Raw genomic sequence first — 16,266 nt, forward strand, 5'->3', positions numbered from 1 at the left:
GCCGCTGCGCCGGGCGGGTGACCGCGACCGCCGCGTTCCTTCGGCCCGGCCTCCGGGTGATACAGCATCGGCCCGGTGACTGACTGGTCGAAGCAGCCCGGAGGCGGTTGATGAGGATTCTGCTGGTGGCGACCGCGTTCAACAGCCTGACGCAGCGCGTGTTCGCGGAGCTCCAGGACCGTGCGCACGGCGTGACGGTCCATCTGGGCACGGCCGAGGACGGCCTGCGCGCGGCGCTCCGGTCGTCCGGCGCGGAGCTGGTGGTGGCGCCCATGCTGACCACGGCCCTGCCCGAGAGCGTCTGGTCGAGGACCACCTGCCTGATCGTGCATCCGGGCCCGCCCGGTGACCGCGGCCCCTCCGCGCTGGACTGGGCGCTCCACGAGGGCGCGGCCCGGTGGGGCGTGACGGTGCTGCAGGCCGGCGCGGTGATGGACGGGGGCGACATCTGGGCCGACGCCGAGTGCGACCTGCCCGAGGCGGCCAAGAGCGACCTGTACCGCGGCGAGGTCACCGAGGCGGCCGTCGGCGCCGTCCTGCTCGCCGTCGAACGCTTCGCCGACGGCCGGTGGCGGCCCCGCCCGCAGTACGGCCCCGACGCGCCGCCGGCGATCCGCACCCGGCCCCACCTCGCCCAGGACCTGCGGCGGATCGACTGGGGGAGCGACCCCACCGACCTCGTCCTCGACCGGCTCCGGGCCGCCGACTCCCGGCCCGGGGTGCTGGACACGCTGCTGGGCGAGCAGTGGTACCTGCACGGCGGCCGGCGGGAGGGCCGACTGCGCGGCCGCCCCGGCGAGCTGATCGCCACCCGGTCGGGCGCGGTGTGCCGGGCGACGGTGGACGGCGCGGTCTGGATCCCCGAGCTGCGCCGCCGCCGCAGCCCGGGCGGGCCGGCCACCTTCAAGCTCCCCGCGGTGTCGGCCCTGGGCCCCCTGCTGCCGGAGCTGCCCGAGGTGGCGGCGCCGCTGATGCCGCAGGACGGGGACGACAGCTGGACGGACATCCGCTACTCCGAGGACGGCGCCGTCGGCCGGCTGCACATCGACCTCCCCGGCGGGGCGATGAGCACCGACCACTGCCGCCGGATGCTGGCGGCCTACCGGTTCGCCTGCGGGCGGCCGACCTCGGTGCTGGTCCTGGGCGGCGGGCGCGGCTTCTTCTCCAACGGCATCCACCTGAACGTGATCGAGGCGGCGGCCGATCCGGCGGCCGAGTCCTGGGCCAACATCAACGCCATCGACGACCTGGTCCTGGAGGTCCTGACCAGCACGGACCGCCTGGTGGTGGCGGCGCTCGGCGGGAACGCCGCGGCCGGCGGGGTGATGCTGGCCCTCGCGGCCGACGAGGTCTGGTGCCGCGAGGGCGTCGTGCTCAACCCGCACTACCGGCTGATGGGCCTGTACGGCTCCGAGTACTGGACGTACTCGCTGCCGCGCCGCGCGGGCACGGCCGAGGCCGCCCGGCTCACCGGGCGGGCCCTTCCGCTGACGGCCGGCGCCGCACACCGGATCGGCCTGGTCGACCGGGTGATCGAAGCCGCCCCGGGGGACTTCACGGCGCAGACGGCGCGGTTCGCCCGGCTGCTCGCCGCCTCCCCGGCGCTCCAGGAGCGGATCGCCGCCAAGAAGGCCGCCCGCGAGGCCGACGAACGCGCCCGGCCGCTGGCGGCCTACCGGGCGGAGGAGCTGGCCGTGATGCACCGCCAGTTCTTCTCCCCAGACGAGCCGTACCACGCGCTGCGCTCGGCCTTCGTCCGCAAGCTGCCGCCGCCTCCGGCGGGGTAGGGCCGCTCTTTCGGATCTCGCCGGGTGGTCGACGCCGGAGCACACACGCCCCCGGCCTTCGGCACTCCAACGCCGCCCACTGATCCGACGTCATCCGAAAGAGAGGCCCAGGGCCCGGCCTGGGCCCGGCCTGGGTCCGGCCGCGGTCGCCCGGACGGACCCGCCGGGTTGCGGCCGTCCGGGCGACCGCTTCGGCCCTCCGGACCGGCGTGTCCGCTCCACGGCTGCTATGACTCTTGAGAGCCCATATTGTCCGGCTCACCCCTTTTGCGAGGAGGCATCCTCATGGGTGCTGCGACAACGAGCGCCACCGAATCCGACGTGGTGCACATTCTCTGGATCAACGCGGGTCTGAGCTGCGACGGCGACTCCGTCTCGCTCACGGCCGCGATGCAGCCGAGCATCGAGGAGATCGTCACCGGCGCGCTGCCGGGCCTGCCGAAGATCGCCGTGCACTGGCCGCTGATCGACTTCGAGTGCGGTCCGGTGCAGGGCGCGGACAACTTCGTCGAATGGTTCTTCAAGGCCGACCGCGGCGAGATCGACCCCTTCGTGCTGGTGGTCGAGGGGTCCATCCCCAACGAGCGGATCAAACCCGAGGGGTACTGGTGCGGCTTCGGCGACGACCCGGCGACCGGCCAGCCGATCACCACCAGTGAGTGGCTCGACCGGCTGGCGCCGAAGGCCACCGCCGTCGTGGCGATCGGCACCTGTGCGACCTACGGCGGCATCCACGCCATGGCCGGCAACCCGACCGGCGCCATGGGCGTACCCGACTACCTCGGCTGGGACTGGAAGTCCAAGGCCGGCCTGCCGATCGTGTGCGTCCCCGGCTGTCCGATCCAGCCGGACAACTTCTCCGAGACCCTGACGTACCTGCTGTACCAGCTGGCGGGATCCGCGCCGATGATCCCGCTGGACGACAAGCTCCGCCCGACCTGGCTGTTCGGCGCCACCGTGCACGAGGGCTGCGACCGCGGCGGCTACTACGAGCAGGGCCAGTTCGCCACCGACTACGGCACGCCCGAGTGCCTGGTCAGGCTCGGCTGCTGGGGCCCGGTGGTGAAGTGCAACGTCCCCAAGCGGGGCTGGATCAACGGCGTCGGCGGCTGCCCCAACGTCGGCGGCATCTGCATCGCCTGCACGATGCCCGGCTTCCCCGACAAGTTCATGCCGTTCATGGACCCGCCCCCCGGGTCCACCGTCTCCACCGCCGCCAGCTCGGCGTACGGCGCGGCGATCCGCCGGCTCCGCTCGATCACGCTCCACACGGTCGACCGGGAGCCCAAGTGGCGGCACCCCGGCGACCGCCTGACCACGGGCTACCGACCGCCCCGGTGACCCGGCGCGGGGCCGCCCGCCACGCGCGGGCGGCCCCGTCCCGGCCACCTCCCGATCCTCCCGTTTCCCCCAGAAGGGCGCAGCAGGCACGATGACACAGACGACGAGGGCGGCCGGCGACGGCAGCGGCCTGACGGAGATGTCCTGGGATCCGATCACCCGGATCGTGGGCAGCCTCGGCATCCACACGAAGATCGACTTCAAGCAGAAGAGGGTCGCGGAGTGCTACAGCACCTCCTCGGTCTTCCGCGGCTACAGCGTGTTCATGCGCGGCAAGGACCCGCGCGACGCGCACTTCATCACCAGCCGCATCTGCGGGATCTGCGGGGACAACCACGCCACCTGCTCCGTCTACGCGCAGAACATGGCGTACGGGGTGAAGCCGCCGCACCTCGGCGAGTGGATCATCAACCTCGGCGAGGCCGCCGAGTACATGTTCGACCACAACATCTTCCAGGAGAACCTGGTCGGGGTGGACTACTGCGAGAAGATGGTCCGCGAGACCAACCCGGGCGTCCTGGACCTCGCCGAACGCACCCCGGCCCCGCACGCCGGCGACCACGGCTACCGGACGATCGCCGACATCATGCGCTCGCTCAACCCCATCGAGGGGGAGTTCTACCGCGAGGCGCTCCAGGTCAGCCGCTACACCCGGGAGATGTTCTGCCTGATGGAGGGGCGCCACGTGCACCCGTCCACGCTCTACCCGGGCGGTGTCGGCACCGTCGCCACCGTGCAGCTGTTCACCGACTACCTGACCCGGCTGATGCGGTACGTGGAGTTCATGAAGAAGGTCGTGCCGCTCCACGACGACCTCTTCGACTTCTTCTACCAGGCGCTCCCCGGGTACGAGGAGGTCGGCCGGCGGCGCGTCCTGCTCGGCTGCTGGGGCGCGCTCAACGACCCGGACCACTGCGACTTCACCTACCGCAACATGTCGGACTGGGGCCGGCGGATGTTCGTCACCCCGGGCGTGGTGGTCGACGGCAAGCTGGTCACCAACGACCTCACCGAGATCAACCTCGGCATCCGGATCCTGCTCGGCAGCTCCTACTACCAGGACTGGGAGGGCAAGGAGCAGTTCGTCACCCACGACCCGCTCGGCAACCCGGTCGACCCCCGCCACCCCTGGAACCAGCACACCATCCCCGCCCCGCAGAAGCGCGACTTCGACGACAAGTACAGCTGGGTGATGTCCCCGCGCTGGTTCGACGGCAAGGACCACCTGGCCCTGGACACCGGCGGCGGCCCGATCGCCCGCCTCTGGTCCACCGCCCTCTCCGGCCTGGTGGACATCGGCTACGTCAAGGCCACCGGCCACAGCGTCCAGATCAACCTCCCCCGCTCGATGACCAAGCCCGAGGTCAGCTTCGAGTGGAAGATCCCGCAGTGGTCCAACGCCATCGAGCGCAACCGGGCCCGCACCTACTTCCAGGCCTACGCCGCGGCCGCCGCACTGCACTTCGCGGAGAAGGCGCTCGCCGAGGTCCGCGCCGGCCGCAGCCAGACCTGGGAGCGGTTCGAGGTGCCCGACGAGTCCATCGGCTGCGGCTTCACCGAGGCCGTGCGCGGCGTCCTCTCGCACCACATGGTGATCCGCGACGGGAAGATCGCCAACTACCACCCGTACCCGCCCACCCCGTGGAACGCCAGCGTCCGCGACAGCTACGGCACACCGGGCCCGTACGAGGACGCGGTGCAGAACACGCCCATCTTCGAGGAGAACTCCCCGGAGAACTTCAAGGGCATCGACATCATGCGCGCCGTCCGCAGCTTCGACCCCTGTCTGCCCTGCGGCGTGCACATGTACGTGGGCGGCGGGCGCACCGTGCAGAAGATGCACGTCCCCACCGGCCTGAGCGGGCTCGCGTGACCACGGCCGAGCAGACCGGCCGGCGGGTCCAGGAGGCCCTGGACTCGCTGGCCGGGCGCGGCCAGTCCGCCGTGGCCGAGGACCTGGTGCGCGAACTGATGGCCTTCTACGGCGAGGGGCTCGCCCGGATCGTCGCGCTGCTCCCCGAGCACGCGCTCTCGGCCGTGCTCGACGACCCGGCCGCCGCCGGCCTGCTGGTGCTGCACGACCTCCACCCGGAGCCGGTCGCCGCCCGGATCGAGCGGGCGCTCGCGTCGCTGCCCGAGCACCCGGTGCGGGTCCTCGGCTTCGACCCCGAGGACGGCACCCTGCGGCTCGCCCGGTCGGCGAGCGGCGGATGCGGCTGCGCCGGGACGGAGGAGGCCGCGCGCGAGGCGATCGAGGGCGCGCTCGCCTGCCACGCCCCGGAGGTCACCATGGTCGAACTGGCCCGCGCCCCGCAGCTGTTGCAGATCGGCACCCGCCCGCCGGCCCCGGCCGAGGCCCGGTGAGCGCCGTCCGGCCGGCACCGGCCAGGCCGGGAACGGCGCTGCTGCGCAGGCTCCGCGAGCCCTCGCCCCCGCAGCCGGAGCGCTGCTCCTTCTGCGGCCTGGCCCTGCCGCCCGGGCACCGGCACCTGGTGGACACCGAGGAGCGGTCACTGGTCTGCGCCTGCACGGCCTGCGGGCTGCTGTTCCGGGAGCCCGGCGCCGCCGCCGGCCGCTACCGGGGCGTGCCCGACCGGTACCTCGCCGACCCCGGGAGGGTGCTGGACGAGGAGGCCTGGGCCACCCTGCGCATCCCGGTCGGCACCGCCTTCCTCTTCCGCAACGCGGCGCTCGACCGCCTGGTCGCGCTCTACCCGAGCCCGGCCGGCGCGACCGAGAGCGAGCTGGACGAGGAGACCTGGCAGACGGCGCTCTCCGGCAACCGGCTCGCCGGGCTGCTGGAGCCGGACGTCGAGGCACTGCTACTGCGCCGGTCCGCCGGGCGGATCGAGTGCTTCCTCGTCCCGATCGACGTCTGCTACGAACTCGTCGGCCGGATGCGGCTGTTCTGGCAGGGCTTCGACGGCGGGGCCGAGGCCCGCGGCGAACTCGACGCGTTCTTCGCCCGCGTGGCCGGCCTGGCCAAGGCGCTGCCCGAGGAGGAGCCGGCATGAGCGAACAGGCGATCGGGGCCGGCCTGCGGTTCGACTGCACCGGCGTGCGGGCCGACCCGTACGCCGCCGGGCCGACCCTGGTGTTCCGGCTGCGGATCACGGCGCCCGAGGGGGTGCGGGTGCACGCCCTCGCCCTCCGCTGCCAGCTGCGGATCGAACCGGCCCGGCGCGGCTACGACGAGGCCGAAGGCGGCCGCCTGGCCGACCTGTTCGGCGAGCGCGAGCGCTGGGCGACCACGCTCCACCCGATCCAGCTCGCGCAGGTCGCCCTGATGGTCCCGGGCTTCACGGGCACCACCGAGGTGGACCTGCCGGTGCCCTGCACCTACGACCTGGACATCGCCGCCACCCGCTACCTGCGGGCGCTCGACGGCGGCGAGGCCCCGGTGCTGCTGCTCTTCTCGGGCACCGCGTTCGCCGGACCGGGCGGCTTCCAGGTCGTGCCGGTGCCCTGGGACCGGGAGGCCGCGGTGCGGCTGCCGGTCGCGGTCTGGCGGGAGATGATCGAGCAGCACTTCCCGGGGTGCGGCTGGCTGCGGCTGCCGGGCGACCTGATGGACGAGCTGCTCGCCTACCGCTCCAGCCGGGCGCTGACGTCATGGGAGGCGACGCTCCGCGAACTCCTCGGAGCCGCCCGGATCGAGGAGGGTGTCCGATGACGGCCGTACCGGAGGAACGGGTGGACCGCTTCGCGACCGCCCGGCAGATCGCCGACGCGGTCCTCCTGGAGGGGTACGTCCTCTACCCGTACCGCGCCTCGGCGGCCAAGAACCGGCTGCGCTGGCAGTTCGGGGTCCTCGTGCCGCCCGGGTACGGGCGGGACGCCGCCGAGCACTCGCACCAGCGCACCGAGTGCCTGATGGAACCGCGCCGCGGCGACCGCCTCGCGGTCGAGCTGCGGTTCCTGCACGCCCGCCGACGCACCGTCCAACGGGCCGTCGGATCCCGGGCTTTCGAGACGGTGGAGGAGCTCGCGCTGGCCGACCGGGTGCTGGTGCCCTGGGACGAGGGCGTCGAGGAGAGGATCGAACTCACCTTCCCGGTAGACGAGTTGGCGGCCGGTGAGGTGGTCAGGGCGGTTCGGCTGGCGGCCGGCGAGGAGCAGGAGACCGTCCAGGAGGACGGCCGCCCGGTCGGTCGGCTACTGCGCCGCCACGAACAGGTCGACGCAGTCCTGCGGTTGAGCGTGCAGGAGGTGCCGGGCCCGTACGGGACGCTGCGGCTGACGGCGGTGGTGGAGAACACCTCCGACTGGCGGCCGCCGGCCGGCGCCGGACGCGATGCGGCGCTGGCCCGCTCGCTGGTCTCGGCGCACCTGCTGCTCGGCCTCGAACGCGGGCGCTTCCTCTCCGCCACCGACCCGCCCGAGTGGGCCAGGGAGGCGGCGGCCGAGTGCCGCAACGAGCACACCTGGCCGGTCCTGGCCGGCGGCGACGGGCGCGCCGACGTCCTGCTGTCCTCGCCGATCATCCTGGAGGACCACCCGCAGGTGGCCCCCGAGAGCCCGGGCGAGCTCTACGACGCGACCGAGATCGACGAGATCCTCGCCCTGCGCACGGCCGCCCTGACCGACCGGGAGAAGCGGGAGGCCCGGGGCACCGACCCGCGGGCCGGCGCCGTCATCGACCTCGCCGACTCGATGCCCCCCGAGGTGCTGGAGCGCCTGCACGGCGCCGTCCGCGCGCTGCGCGACGTCACCGGGGCCCCGGCCGACCCGGCCGACGGGCAGCCCTGGTGGGACCCGGGCGGCGACCCGGGCGTCGACCCGGACCGGGACCGGGTCCAGGTGGGCGAGCACTCGGTCGGGGCGGGCAGTCGCGTGCTGCTGAAGCCCGGTCGGCGCCGCACCGACGCCCAGGACCTCTTCCTGCACGGCCGCACGGCGCTGGTGGAGGCCGTTCTGCACGACGTCGACGGCTCGGTGCACCTGGCCGTCACGATCGAGGGCGACCCGGGCGCCGACCTGTGGCGGGCGCAGGGCCGCTTCCGGTACTTCCAGCCGGACGAGGTCGAACCGCTGGAGGAGCCGTGAGCGGCGGCCGCGTCCTGGTCGCCGGGGTCGGCAACATCTTCCTCGGCGATGACGGCTTCGGCGTGGAGACCGTGGGGCGGCTGGCGGCCCGGCCGCTGCCCGACGGCGTCGAGGTGGTCGACTTCGGCGTCCGGGGCGTCCACCTCGCCTACCAACTCCTCGACGGATACCGGACGTTGATCCTGGTGGACGCCACCATGCGGGGCGGGCCACCCGGCACCGTGTACCTGATCGAGGCCGACGCCGGCCCGGTGGAGCCGGCGGACGCCGCCCTGCTGGACGGGCACCGGATGGGTCCGGACGCGGTGCTCGCCCTGCTCGCCACCCTGAGCGCCGGAACGGGCGGCACCCCGCCCGGCCGGATCCTGGTGGTGGGGTGCGAGCCGAAGTCCCTGGAGGAGGGGATCGGGCTGAGCCCGGCGGTGGACCAGGCCGCCGACCATGCCGTGGACCTGATTCTGCGGACCGTGGAGGAGGAGCGGGCGCCTGACGGGCGGGCGGGGCAGCCCGGCGAACGGGCCGAGCAGCCCGGACAACGAGACGAGCGGCCCGGCGAACGGGCGGACAGAAAGGCTTCACCATGCGGAAGTTCGTGATCGGCGCGGTCGTGTTGGCGGCCGCCTGCGCGATCGTGCGGAACCTGGACGACCTGCGGCGATACGTGCGGATCTCGCGGATGTGAGAGGCCCGTGGATCCACTACTGCAAACGGATTGACCTCGGGTGCGGTGGCGGCGCGGCTCGAAGCCCGTGCCGCCACCGCGCTCTCTACTGGAGCGGTTGTCCAGCGACCCGGGAGTGAGGCCGATGCACGAGATGTCCATCGCGGCGGCCGTCGTGGACCAGGTGGCCGAGGCCGCCCGCGAGGCCGGTGCGGACGGGGTCAGGGCGGTCCGGCTCCAGGTCGGCGAACTCGCCGGCGTGGTGCCCGACGCCCTGGCCTTCTGCTTCGAACTGGCCTGTGCGGACACGGTGGTGGCCGGTGCGGAGCTGGTCACCGAGACCGTTCCGGCGCGCGCCCGCTGTGGCGGCTGCGACACCGAGTGGGCGGTCGGGATGCCCCCGGACCTCACCTGCCCGCACTGCGCCTCCGGACAGGTCGCCCTGTTGTCCGGCCGGGAGCTGCGGATCCTCAGCGCCGAGTGGGCCGACCACTCGGCCATCGTCCGGGAGGGCTGAACGCCATGTGCCGAATGGTCGAGTTGCACCAGGCCGTACTCGCCAAGAACGACGCCGGCGCACAGGAGTTGCGCGCCGAGCTGGCCGGACGGAACTGCGCGGCCGTCAACCTGCTGTCCAGTCCGGGCAGCGGGAAGACCGCGCTGCTGGAGGCCGAACTGGCGCTGGCGGGTGAGCGCGGGGTGCCGGTCGCGGCCCTCACCGCGGACCTTGCCACCGAGAACGACGCGCTGCGGCTGGCCCGTTCGGGCATGCCGGTCAAGCAGGTCCTCACCGACGGGCTGTGCCACCTGGAGGCATCCATGCTCCGCGGCCACCTGGTCGGCTGGCTGCCCGCCGACACCCGGCTGCTCTTCGTGGAGAACGTCGGCAACCTGGTCTGTCCGGCCTCCTACGACCTCGGGGAGTCCCTGCGGGTGGCGCTGGCCTCGGTCACCGAGGGCGAGGACAAGCCGCTCAAGTACCCGACGGCCTTCGGCCTGGCCAACCTGGTGGTGGTCACCAAGACCGACCTGGCCGAAGCGGCCGAGTTCGACCGGGAGGGGTTCCTGGCCAACGTCGAGCGGGTCAACCCGGGTGTCGAGGTGCTGTTCACCTCGGCCCGCACCGGGCAGGGGCGCGGCGAGCTGCTGGAGCGCGCGCTCGCGGTGCTCGCGGGCGGGCCGGTGCACCGCCCGGTGCTGGCCTGCGCGCCGGGGCACACGCACGGGGACGGGCACACGCACGGGGACGGGCATGAGCACGGGCACGGGCATGAGCACGGGCACGGGCACGATCATGGGCACGAGCACGAGCACACCGCGGCGGGCCGGCCTTGACGACAGGTGGGACCGCGACCGAGCGTCGGCGCCTCGCCGTGCGCGGAGTCGTCCAAGGGGTGGGCTTCCGGCCGTTCGTCTTCTCGCTGGCCACCGAACTCGGGCTGACCGGCCATGTCACCAACACCGGTGAGGGCGTGGTGGCGGAGATCGAGGGCACGGTCGAGGCGCTGGACGCCTTCTGCCACCGGGTCCGCGCCGACGCCCCGCCGCTGGCCGAGGTCACCGCGGTCGAGCACCGACCGCTGAGCGCCACCGGGGCGCCGGGGTTCACCATCGTCGCCTCGCTGGCCGGCGGGCCGCGGCGCGCCCTGATCCCGCCGGACACCGCGACCTGCGCCGACTGCCTGCGGGAGCTCGCCGACCCGGGGGACCGGCGCCACCGGCACCCGTTCATCACCTGCACGAACTGCGGCCCGCGGTTCACCATCGTCACCGCGCTCCCGTACGACCGGGCGGCCACCACGATGGCCGGGTTCCCGATGTGTCCGGACTGCGCCCGCGAGTACCGCGACCCGGCCGACCGGCGGTTCCACGCCCAGCCCGTGGCCTGCCACGCGTGCGGGCCGCGGCTCTCCCTCGTCCGCCCCGGCGGCCCGGCCCTGGCGGGGGAGGAGGCGCTGACGCGGGCCCGGCGGATGCTGGCGGACGGCGCGGTGCTCGCGGTGAAGGGACTCGGCGGCTACCACCTGGCCTGCAACGCCGCCGACCCGGTGGCCGTGGCGACCCTGCGGCGGCGCAAGGGCCGCGCCGACAAGCCGTTCGCGCTGATGGCCCGCTCCATCGAGGAGGCCGAGGCGCTGGCGTGCGTCGGACCGGTCGAGCGGGAGCTGCTGACCGGACCGGTCCGCCCGATCGTCCTGCTGCGGCGCGCCACCGGCCGCCCGCCGGGCGGGGAGGCGCTCGCGGAGGCGGTGGCCCCGCGGAGCCCGGACCTCGGGGTGATGCTGCCCTACACGCCGCTGCACCACCTGTTGCTGGGACTGCCGGGCGATCCTCCCGGCGCCGGGCCGCTGGTGATGACGAGCGCCAACCTCTCCGGCGAGCCGATCATCACCGACGACCGCGAGGCCCGGGAGCGGCTGGCGCCGCTGGTGGACGCCTGGCTCCTGCACGACCGGCGGATCCACGTCCCCTGCGACGACTCGGTCCTCCGGGTCGTCGACGGCGAGCCGCTGCCCGTCCGCCGGTCGCGCGGCTACGCGCCGCTGCCGCTGACGCTCCCCCGACCCGTCCGGCCGGTCCTCGCGGTGGGCGGAGACCTCAAGAACACCTTCGCGCTGGCCCGCGGCCGCCACGCCTGGATGTCCGGGCACATCGGGGACATGGACGACCTGGCCACCCTGGACGCCTTCGGGCGGGCGGTGGAGCACCTGGGCGCCGTGACCGGGGTCGAAGCCGAACTGCTGGTCTGCGACCGGCACCCCGGCTACCGGTCCGGGGCACTCGCCCGGCGCACGGCGCAGGGCCGGCCGGTGCTCCCCGTCCAGCACCACCACGCGCACATCGCCTCGGTGATGGCCGAGCACGGACTCGACGGCACCGGCCCCGTCCTCGGAGTGGCCTTCGACGGGACCGGCTACGGGGACGACGGCGCCGTCTGGGGCGGCGAGTTGCTGCTCGCCGACTACGACGGATTCGAGCGGTTGGCGCACCTGGCCTACGTGCCGCTGCCCGGCGGTGATGCCGCGGTCGCCCGGCCGTACCGGGTCGCGCTGGCGCACCTGCGGTCGGCGGGCATCGCCTGGACGGCCGACCTGCCCTGCGTGTGCGCCTGCCCGGACGAGGAACGGCGGCTACTGGAGCGCCAGTTGGAGCTCGGACTGAACTGCGTACCGACCTCCAGCATGGGCCGGCTGTTCGACGCCGTCTCCGCGCTGGCCGGGGTGTGCCACCGGGCGGGGTACGAGGCCCAGGCGGCGATCGAGTTGGAGGCCTCGGCGCAGGCGCATGGCCCGGCCGACGGCTACGCCTTCGAACTGAGCTCCGCCGCAGGGACGTTGGTGGCCGACCCGGCACCGGTGCTGCGCTCGGCGGTGGCGGACCTGCGCTCCGGAGCCCCGGCCGGTCTCGTCGCGGCACGGTTCCACGCCGGGGTGGCGGACCTGGTCCGGTCCTGGTGCGCGGCGGCCCGGGACCGGCACTTCGTGCAGACGGTCGCGCTCACCGGGGGCGTCTTCGCCAACGCGGTGCTGCTCTCGGCCTGTACACGCGGACTGCGGGAGGACGGCTTCACCGTGCTGCGCCACCGCAGGGTGCCGCCCAACGACGGAGGGCTGGCCCTGGGCCAGCTCATGGTGGCCGCGCGGTCGGCCGACTGAGAGGAGGGGCGCCCATGTGCCTGGCGGTGCCTGGAAGAGTGGTGGACGTCGAGGAACGCGACGGCACCCGGATGGCGGTCATGGACTTCGGCGGTGTCGTCAAGGACGTCTGCCTGGAGTACCTGCCGGATCTCGTGGTGGGCGACTACGCGATCGTGCACGTCGGGTTCGCGCTGCAGCGGCTGGACGAGGAGTCGGCCCTGAAGACGCTGGAGCTCTTCGCGGAACTCGGGCTCCTGCAGGAGGAGTTCGGCGACCCGTGGGAGGCGGCCGCGGGTGCGGCCGGCTTCGCGGGTGCTGGTGCTGACGGGGCTGGTGCCGGCGGTGTGGCCGGTGGCCCGGCCGGGGCCGGGGCGATCGAGGAGGCGGGGCGGTGAAGTACCTGGAGGAGTTCCGCAACCCGGAGTTGGCCCGGGGCCTGCTCGACGACATCAGGGCGACGGTGACCAGGCCGTGGGCGCTGATGGAGGTCTGCGGCGGCCAGACGCACACCATCATCCGCCACGGCATCGATCAACTCCTCCCGGACGAAGTGGAGTTGATCCACGGCCCGGGCTGCCCGGTGTGCGTCACGCCGTTGGAGGTGATCGACAAGGCCCTGGAGATCGCCTCCCGGCCGGACGTGGTCTTCTGCTCCTTCGGCGACATGCTGCGGGTGCCCGGAACGGACCGGGACCTCTTCCGGGTGCGCGGAGAGGGCGGCGACGTCCGGGTGGTGTACTCGCCGCTCGACGCGCTGCGGATCGCCCGGGAGAACCCGCGCAAGCAGGTGGTGTTCTTCGGCATCGGGTTCGAGACCACGGCCCCGCCCAACGCGATGGCGGTGCACCAGGCCAGGAAGCACGGCATCGGCAACTTCAGCATGCTGGTCTCCCATGTGAGGGTCCCGCCCGCCATCGAGGCGATCATGCAGTCCCCGGACTGCCGGGTGCAGGGGTTCCTGGCCGCCGGGCACGTCTGCAGTGTGATGGGCACCGGGGAGTACCCGGCGCTCGCCGAGCGGTACCGGGTGCCGCTCGTGGTCACCGGGTTCGAGCCACTCGACATCCTGGAGGGCGTCCGGCGGGCCGTGCACCAGCTGGAGCGGGGCGAACACACCGTGGAGAACGCCTACCCGCGCGCCGTCCGAGACGAGGGCAACCCGGCGGCCCGCGCGATGCTGGAGGACGTGTTCGAGGTGGCCGACCGGGCATGGCGCGGTATCGGCGTCATCCCGCAGAGCGGCTGGCGGCTGTCCGAGCGCTACCGCGAGCACGATGCCGAGTACCGCTTCGACGTGGCCGGCATCAACACCCGCGAGCCCTCGCAGTGCCGCAGCGGCGAGGTGCTGCAGGGGCTGATCAAGCCGAACCAGTGCGAGGCCTTCGGCACGACCTGTACGCCGCGGACCCCGTTCGGCGCGACGATGGTCTCCAGCGAGGGTGCCTGCGCCGCGTACTACCTCTACCGCCGGCTCGGTGTGCCGGCCGTTTCCCGGGAGGCGAGCCCCGTTGGCTGACAGCGACATCCTCACCGACATCCTCACCGAGCCGCAGGTCGGCGCGGTCGTCGAAGCGCCGGACTTCTCGGGTTGGAGCTGCCCGCTCCCGCTGCGCGACTACCCGCGGGTGGTGATGGGCCACGGCGGGGGCGGTGCGATGTCCGCCGAACTGGTGGAGAACGTCTTCGTGCCGGCCTTCGGCAACCGGATCCTCGCGGGCCTCGGCGACTCCGCCGTGCTCACCCTCGGCGGCGCCCGGCTCGCCTTCTCGACCGACTCCTACGTCGTCCGACCGCTGTTCTTCCCCGGTGGCAGCATCGGCGACCTCGCGGTCAACGGAACCGTCAACGACCTTGCCATGAGCGGTGCCCGGGCCGCCTACCTGAGCTGCGGGTTCATCCTGGAGGAGGGCGTCGAGACGGCGGTACTCGGCCGGGTCGCCCAGGCGGTCGGGCGCGCGGCCAAGGCGGCGGGGGTCCAGATCGCGACCGGTGACACCAAGGTCGTCGAGGCCGGACACGGGGACGGGATCTACCTCAACACCGCCGGGATCGGCATCGTCCCGGACGGCGTGGACATCCGCCCCCAGCGTGCCGAGCCCGGGGACGTGGTGATCGTCAGCGGGAACATCGGACTGCACGGGGTCGCCATCATGAGCGTCCGGGAGGGCCTGGAGTTCGGCGTGGAGATCGAGAGCGACTGCGCGCCGCTGGGCGGGCTGGTCGAGGCCATGCTCGCCGTCACCCCGGACCTGCACGTCCTGCGCGACCCCACCCGGGGCGGACTGGCCGCGGCCCTCAACGAGATCGCCGCGGCGGCCGGGGTCGGCGTCGTCGTCCAGGAGCGGCGGGTGCCGATCCCGGACCAGGTCGCCAACGCCTGCGCGATTCTCGGACTGGACCCGATGTACGTGGCCAACGAGGGCAAGCTCGTGGCGTTCGTGCCGCGGGACGCGGCCGAGGAGGTGCTCGCCGCGATGCGCGCGCACCCGATGGGCGCCGGGGCGGCCGTGATCGGCGAGTGCGTGGCCGACCACCCGGGCATGGTCGTCGCCCGGACGCCGCTCGGCGGGACCCGGGTCGTGGACCTTCCGTTGGGGGAGCAGCTGCCCCGGATCTGCTGAGCCGTCGCTGTCCTCCGTGGCGTCCGTGGCGTCTCCGGTGGCCCCGGCCGCGCGCCGGGCCGATCCGGGGGAGTGAATTCCACGCCCTTTCGGGTGAGGCGGGCGTGCGGCGGCAGGAACTGGCGGTTGGCTGGACAGGGATGTCGTCGGAGGGTTCCGCATGGGGCGTACGGCTCGGCTCGGTGGCACCGCGATCCGCTGCGCGCTCGCGGTGCTGCTGGCCGCCGTCCTCGCCCTGCTGACCGGGGCCGGCACCGCCGACTCCCTGCACCGGCTCGCCCTCGACCGCTGCACCACGACCGGGGAGCTCCCCGGCGCTCCCGCCGTGCCCTTCGACGGGGACGACTGCCCGGAGCCCGGCGAACGCCGGCGTGACCACGGGAACGCCCCGGCCGGCGCCTCCACCGACCGGGTCGGGCACTCCCGCGGGCCGCTGCCGGGCCTACTCCCTCCGGGGCCCCGTCCGGCGGCGGGCCCCGCGCCCGGGGCCTCGCCCGGCCCCGCCGCGGACCGGCAGGCCGAGCGCGCCCGCCCCGATGCCGGACGCGGAGTCGTCCTGCGCTGCTGACAGGCCCCGGGCCGCGATCCGGGGGTCCAACCCCGCGGATCGCGGCCCTGTGCGCCCACCGTCAGGTTCACACCGCAGGAGTTCCGTCATGCCCTTCGACGTCTACACGGCCATGGGTGCGCTGGTGCGCGCCGAGGCCAGCCGCAGTGCGGCGCCGCCCGCCGGCCGGTCTGCCGGTCCGTCCGTCGGCGCGTCCGCCGACCCGCCCGCCGGTCAGGCCGGGTTCGAGGGCCCGCCCGCGGGCCGGGTCGACGCCCGCGAGGGCCGCCGGCCGGGTGCGCTGCCGGCCGCGCTCCGCCGGCTGACCGCACGGCTGGGCTGAGCCCCGCCGTCGGCCCGGGTGGCGGTCGAAGCGGCCGCCACCCGGTGGGGGATCGACGGGTGGGGAAGTGCCTTGGCACCTGATCGCACGGGGTGCGCAGGCTCCGGTCCGCAGGATGCGGTGCGGTGGTGGCACCGGTGATTTCCGCCCCGGGCCGGAGGAGGCGTCCGGTCGGCACGGCAGGTGAGGCGCCCGCTCCCGTACCCGCGTGCAACCGGGCCGCCGCGATCTGGCCCTGTCCGGTCCAGTGCCACCCGGCCTCCGCGCGCAGGACGAGCGGCG

The 16,266-nt window shown here is 74.0% G+C and carries 17 protein-coding genes; all 17 read left to right on the top strand.

The window, feature by feature from the left end; all coding sequences use genetic code 11:
* Window positions 1–110 precede the first annotated feature (110 nt).
* Window positions 111–1,787, top strand: a complete 1,677-nt coding sequence (locus ACGFZP_RS16220) for an enoyl-CoA hydratase-related protein (RefSeq protein WP_392932829.1) — start codon at window positions 111–113, stop codon at window positions 1,785–1,787.
* Window positions 1,788–2,072: 285 nt separating this feature from the next.
* Complete coding sequence (locus ACGFZP_RS16225; RefSeq protein ID WP_392932832.1) at window positions 2,073–3,128, top strand: hydrogenase expression protein HypE; 1,056 nt, start codon at window positions 2,073–2,075, stop codon at window positions 3,126–3,128.
* Between the two features lie 91 nt (window positions 3,129–3,219).
* Window positions 3,220–5,001 carry a nickel-dependent hydrogenase large subunit gene (locus ACGFZP_RS16230; protein ID WP_392932835.1) on the top strand — a complete coding sequence of 594 codons (1,782 nt, stop codon included), beginning with the start codon at window positions 3,220–3,222 and terminating at the stop codon, window positions 4,999–5,001.
* Complete coding sequence (locus tag ACGFZP_RS16235; RefSeq protein ID WP_392932837.1) at window positions 4,998–5,492, top strand: hypothetical protein; 495 nt, start codon at window positions 4,998–5,000, stop codon at window positions 5,490–5,492. The genes ACGFZP_RS16230 and ACGFZP_RS16235 overlap by 4 nt, the downstream gene beginning before the upstream one ends.
* A complete protein-coding gene (locus tag ACGFZP_RS16240; protein WP_392932839.1) occupies window positions 5,489–6,142 on the top strand; it encodes a DUF5947 family protein in 654 nt (217 codons plus the stop codon). Before ACGFZP_RS16235 ends, ACGFZP_RS16240 begins: the two co-directional genes overlap by 4 nt.
* Window positions 6,139–6,801, top strand: a complete 663-nt coding sequence (locus ACGFZP_RS16245) for a DUF6084 family protein (RefSeq protein WP_392932842.1) — start codon at window positions 6,139–6,141, stop codon at window positions 6,799–6,801. The genes ACGFZP_RS16240 and ACGFZP_RS16245 overlap by 4 nt, the downstream gene beginning before the upstream one ends.
* Window positions 6,798–8,174 carry a hypothetical protein gene (locus ACGFZP_RS16250; protein WP_392932845.1) on the top strand — a complete coding sequence of 459 codons (1,377 nt, stop codon included), beginning with the start codon at window positions 6,798–6,800 and terminating at the stop codon, window positions 8,172–8,174. The genes ACGFZP_RS16245 and ACGFZP_RS16250 overlap by 4 nt, the downstream gene beginning before the upstream one ends.
* Entirely contained in the window at window positions 8,171–8,770 is a 600-nt protein-coding gene (locus tag ACGFZP_RS16255) for a hydrogenase maturation protease (protein WP_392932848.1), read from the top strand. The genes ACGFZP_RS16250 and ACGFZP_RS16255 overlap by 4 nt, the downstream gene beginning before the upstream one ends.
* Window positions 8,755–8,856, top strand: a complete 102-nt coding sequence (locus ACGFZP_RS16260) for a DUF6893 family small protein (protein ID WP_392932851.1) — start codon at window positions 8,755–8,757, stop codon at window positions 8,854–8,856. Before ACGFZP_RS16255 ends, ACGFZP_RS16260 begins: the two co-directional genes overlap by 16 nt.
* Before the next feature lie 124 nt (window positions 8,857–8,980).
* A complete protein-coding gene (hypA, locus tag ACGFZP_RS16265; RefSeq protein WP_392932854.1) occupies window positions 8,981–9,352 on the top strand; it encodes a hydrogenase maturation nickel metallochaperone HypA in 372 nt (123 codons plus the stop codon).
* A 5-nt stretch (window positions 9,353–9,357) separates the two neighbouring features.
* Window positions 9,358–10,170, top strand: a complete 813-nt coding sequence (gene hypB / locus ACGFZP_RS16270; protein ID WP_392932857.1) for a hydrogenase nickel incorporation protein HypB — start codon at window positions 9,358–9,360, stop codon at window positions 10,168–10,170.
* The gene (gene hypF / locus ACGFZP_RS16275; protein ID WP_392932860.1) at window positions 10,167–12,491 is read left to right on the top strand and encodes a carbamoyltransferase HypF; all 2,325 of its coding nucleotides are present in this window, start codon (window positions 10,167–10,169) and stop codon (window positions 12,489–12,491) included. The genes hypB and hypF overlap by 4 nt, the downstream gene beginning before the upstream one ends.
* A gap of 14 nt (window positions 12,492–12,505) precedes the next feature.
* Complete coding sequence (locus ACGFZP_RS16280) at window positions 12,506–12,868, top strand: HypC/HybG/HupF family hydrogenase formation chaperone (RefSeq protein ID WP_392932863.1); 363 nt, start codon at window positions 12,506–12,508, stop codon at window positions 12,866–12,868.
* A complete protein-coding gene (gene hypD / locus ACGFZP_RS16285) occupies window positions 12,865–13,989 on the top strand; it encodes a hydrogenase formation protein HypD (RefSeq protein WP_392932866.1) in 1,125 nt (374 codons plus the stop codon). The genes ACGFZP_RS16280 and hypD overlap by 4 nt, the downstream gene beginning before the upstream one ends.
* Window positions 13,990–14,008: 19 nt before the next feature.
* Window positions 14,009–15,094: a hydrogenase expression/formation protein HypE gene (gene hypE / locus ACGFZP_RS16290; RefSeq protein WP_392933484.1), complete on the top strand. Its 1,086-nt coding sequence runs from the start codon at window positions 14,009–14,011 to the stop codon at window positions 15,092–15,094.
* A gap of 160 nt (window positions 15,095–15,254) precedes the next feature.
* Window positions 15,255–15,662, top strand: a complete 408-nt coding sequence (locus ACGFZP_RS16295; RefSeq protein ID WP_392932868.1) for a hypothetical protein — start codon at window positions 15,255–15,257, stop codon at window positions 15,660–15,662.
* 88 nt (window positions 15,663–15,750) lie between these two features.
* On the top strand, window positions 15,751–15,984 hold the full coding sequence (locus ACGFZP_RS16300; RefSeq protein WP_392932871.1) for a hypothetical protein: 234 nt from the start codon (window positions 15,751–15,753) through the stop codon (window positions 15,982–15,984).
* Window positions 15,985–16,266 lie beyond the last annotated feature (282 nt).

Source organism: Kitasatospora sp. NPDC048239 (genome assembly GCF_043202015.1).
Lineage (GTDB): Bacteria > Actinomycetota > Actinomycetes > Streptomycetales > Streptomycetaceae > Kitasatospora.

Excerpts from the sequence above, each read along its gene's own strand:
- ACGFZP_RS16245 (WP_392932842.1), top strand. The coding sequence starts at position 6,139 with ATGAGCGAACAGGCGATCGGGGCCGGCCTGCGGTTCGACTGCACCGGC.
- ACGFZP_RS16230 (WP_392932835.1), top strand. The coding sequence starts at position 3,220 with ATGACACAGACGACGAGGGCGGCCGGCGACGGCAGCGGCCTGACGGAG.
- ACGFZP_RS16250 (WP_392932845.1), top strand. The coding sequence starts at position 6,798 with ATGACGGCCGTACCGGAGGAACGGGTGGACCGCTTCGCGACCGCCCGG.
- ACGFZP_RS16220 (WP_392932829.1), top strand. The coding sequence starts at position 111 with ATGAGGATTCTGCTGGTGGCGACCGCGTTCAACAGCCTGACGCAGCGC.
- ACGFZP_RS16260 (WP_392932851.1), top strand. The coding sequence starts at position 8,755 with ATGCGGAAGTTCGTGATCGGCGCGGTCGTGTTGGCGGCCGCCTGCGCG.
- hypA (WP_392932854.1), top strand. The coding sequence starts at position 8,981 with ATGCACGAGATGTCCATCGCGGCGGCCGTCGTGGACCAGGTGGCCGAG.
- ACGFZP_RS16295 (WP_392932868.1), top strand. The coding sequence starts at position 15,255 with ATGGGGCGTACGGCTCGGCTCGGTGGCACCGCGATCCGCTGCGCGCTC.
- ACGFZP_RS16225 (WP_392932832.1), top strand. The coding sequence starts at position 2,073 with ATGGGTGCTGCGACAACGAGCGCCACCGAATCCGACGTGGTGCACATT.
- hypB (WP_392932857.1), top strand. The coding sequence starts at position 9,358 with ATGTGCCGAATGGTCGAGTTGCACCAGGCCGTACTCGCCAAGAACGAC.
- ACGFZP_RS16300 (WP_392932871.1), top strand. The coding sequence starts at position 15,751 with ATGCCCTTCGACGTCTACACGGCCATGGGTGCGCTGGTGCGCGCCGAG.
- ACGFZP_RS16280 (WP_392932863.1), top strand. The coding sequence starts at position 12,506 with ATGTGCCTGGCGGTGCCTGGAAGAGTGGTGGACGTCGAGGAACGCGAC.